Source organism: Neisseria sp. P0021.S005, assembly GCF_051956955.1.
In genome coordinates this window covers 1-3,234 of the sequence record NZ_JBQCWY010000067.1, presented here as the reverse complement: position 1 = coordinate 3,234, position 3,234 = coordinate 1, and the positions used below count along the sequence as shown (strand labels likewise).

The window sequence follows — 3,234 nt, the reverse complement described above, 5'->3', positions numbered from 1 at the left end:
CGTTCTTACCGTTTTCACCAGTTGCACCGGTATCGCCTTTGGCACCAGTTGCACCGTCTTTAACGATAGTGGTAGTAGTTTTACCGTCACCGTCAACGATGGTCACTGTATGAGTACCGTCGCCATTGTCTTTAACATCGGCCTTGGCATTCTTACCATCGGCACCAGTTGCACCAGTATTACCAGCTTCACCTTTAGCACCAGTTGCACCGTCTTTAACGATGGTAGTAGTGGTATTACCGTTACCGTCTTTGATGGTTACAGTGTGAGTACCGTCGCCGTTGTCTTTAACTTCAGCTTCAGCATTCTTACCGTCGGCACCAGTGTCACCTTTAGCACCAGTTGCACCGTCTTTAACGATAGTGGTAGTGGTGTTACCGTTACCGTCTTTGATGGTTACAGTGTGAGTACCGTTGCCGTTGTCTTTAACGTCGGCTTCAGCGTTCTTACCGTCTTTAACGATAGTGGTAGTAGTTTTACCGTCACCGTCAACGATGGTCACTGTATGAGTACCGTCGCCATTGTCTTTAACATCGGCCTTGGCATTCTTACCATCGGCACCAGTTGCACCAGTATTACCAGCTTCACCTTTAGCACCAGTTGCACCGTCTTTAACGATGGTAGTAGTGGTGTTACCGTTACCGTCTTTGATGGTTACAGTGTGAGTACCGTTGCCGTTGTCTTTAACGTCGGCTTCAGCGTTCTTACCGTCGGCACCAGTTGCACCATCTTTAATGATGGTAGTAGTGGTGTTACCGTTACCGTCTTTGATGGTTACAGTGTGGGTACCGTTGCCGTTGTCTTTAACGTCGGCTTCAGCGTTCTTACCGTCGGCACCAGTGTCACCTTTAGCACCAGTTGCACCGTCTTTAACGATGGTAGTGGTGGTGTTACCGTTACCGTCTTTGATGGTTACAGTATGAGTACCGTCGCCGTTGTCTTTAACGTCGGCTTCAGCGTTCTTACCGTCGGCACCAGTTGCACCATCTTTAATGATGGTAGTAGTGGTGTTACCGTTACCGTCTTTGATGGTTACAGTGTGGGTACCGTTGCCGTTGTCTTTAACGTCGGCTTCAGCGTTCTTACCGTCGGCACCAGTTGCACCATCTTTAATGATGGTAGTAGTGGTGTTACCGTTACCGTCTTTGATGGTTACAGTGTGAGTACCGTTGCCGTTGTCTTTAACGTCGGCTTCAGCGTTCTTACCGTCGGCACCAGTTGCACCAGTTGCACCAGTGTCACCTTTAGCACCAGTTGCACCGTCTTTAACGATGGTAGTAGTGGTGTTACCGTTACCGTCTTTGATGGTTACAGTGTGAGTACCGTTGCCGTTGTCTTTAACGTCGGCTTCAGCGTTCTTACCGTCGGCACCTGTTGCACCAGTTGCGCCGGTATCGCCTTTGGCACCAGTTGCACCGTCTTTAACGATAGTAGTAGTGGTGTTACCGTTACCGTCCTTGATGGTTACAGTGTGGGTACCGTCGCCGTTGTCTTTAACGTCGGCTTCAGCGTTTTTACCGTCGGCACCAGTTGCACCAGTATCGCCTTTGGCACCAGTTGCACCATCTTTAATGATGGTAGTAGTGGTGTTACCGTTACCGTCTTTGATGGTTACAGTATGAGTACCGTTGCCGTTGTCTTTAACGTCGGCTTCAGCGTTCTTACCGTCGGCACCTGTTGCACCGGTAGCGCCGGTATCACCTTTGGCACCAGTTGCACCGTCTTTAATGATGGTAGTAGTGGTGTTACCGTTACCGTCTTTGATGGTTACAGTGTGGGTACCGTCGCCGTTGTCTTTAACGTCGGCTTCAGCGTTCTTACCGTCGGCACCTGTTGCACCGGTAGCGCCGGTATCACCGGTATCACCTTTGGCACCAGTTGCACCGTCTTTAACGATAGTGGTAGTAGTGTTACCGTTACCGTCTTTGATGGTTACAGTGTGGGTACCGTCGCCGTTGTCTTTAACGTCGGCTTCAGCGTTCTTACCGTCGGCACCAGTTGCACCGGTGTCACCTTTTTCACCGGTTGCACCAGTAGCGCCAGTAGCACCGTCTTTACCATCTTTACCGTTTTTACCGTCTTTAACGATGGTAGTAGTGACTGAGCCATCACCTAGATTAGTAATAGTGATGGTATGGGTACCGTCACCATTATCTACAACTTCACCTGTGATGCTGTCGCCTTTGTCGCCTTTAGCACCGGCTGCGCCAGTGTCACCTTTATCGCCTTTAGCGCCGGCTGCGCCAGTAGCGCCGTCTTTACCATCTTTACCGTTTTTACCGTCTTTAACGATGGTAGTAGTGACTGAGCCATCACCTAGATTAGTAATAGTAATGGTATGGGTACCGTCACCATTATCTACAACTTCACCTGTGATGCTGTCGCCTTTGTCGCCTTTAGCGCCGGCTGCGCCAGTGTCACCTTTGTCGCCTTTAGCACCGGCTGCGCCAGTGTCACCTTTATCGCCTTTAGCGCCGGCTGCGCCAGTAGCGCCGTCTTTACCATCTTTACCGTTTTTACCGTCTTTAACGATGGTAGTAGTGACTGAGCCATCACCTAGATTAGTAATAGTGATGGTATGGGTACCGTCACCATTATCTACAACTTCACCTGTGATGCTGTCGCCTTTGTCGCCTTTAGCGCCGGCTGCACCAGTGTCACCTTTGTCGCCTTTAGCGCCGGCTGCGCCGGCTGCGCCAGTGTCACCTTTGTCGCCTTTAGCGCCGGCTGCGCCAGTGTCACCTTTATCGCCTTTAGCGCCGGCTGCGCCAGTAGCGCCGTCTTTACCATCTTTACCGTTTTTACCGTCTTTAACGATGGTAGTAGTGACTGAGCCATCACCTAGATTAGTAATAGTGATGGTATGGGTACCGTCACCATTATCTACAACTTCACCTGTGATGCTGTCGCCTTTGTCGCCTTTAGCGCCGGCTGCACCAGTGTCACCTTTATCGCCTTTAGCACCGGCTGCACCAGTGTCACCTTTGTCGCCTTTAGCGCCGGCTGCACCAGTGTCACCTTTGTCGCCTTTAGCGCCGGCTGCGCCAGTGTCACCTTTGTCGCCTTTAGCGCCGGCTGCGCCAGTGTCACCTTTGTCGCCTTTAGCGCCGGCTGCGCCAGTGTCACCTTTATCGCCTTTAGCGCCGGCTGCGCCAGTAGCGCCGTCTTTACCATCTTTACCGTTTTTACCGTCTTTAACGATGGTAGTAGTGACTGAGCCATCACCTAGATTAG

At 51.2% G+C, this 3,234-nt stretch carries 1 protein-coding gene; it reads right to left on the bottom strand.

The genetic code is table 11. The features are described from left to right. The coding region (locus ACTHUE_RS06015) for a beta strand repeat-containing protein (protein ID WP_440423119.1) at positions 1–3,234 on the bottom strand (3,234 nt) is incomplete at both ends.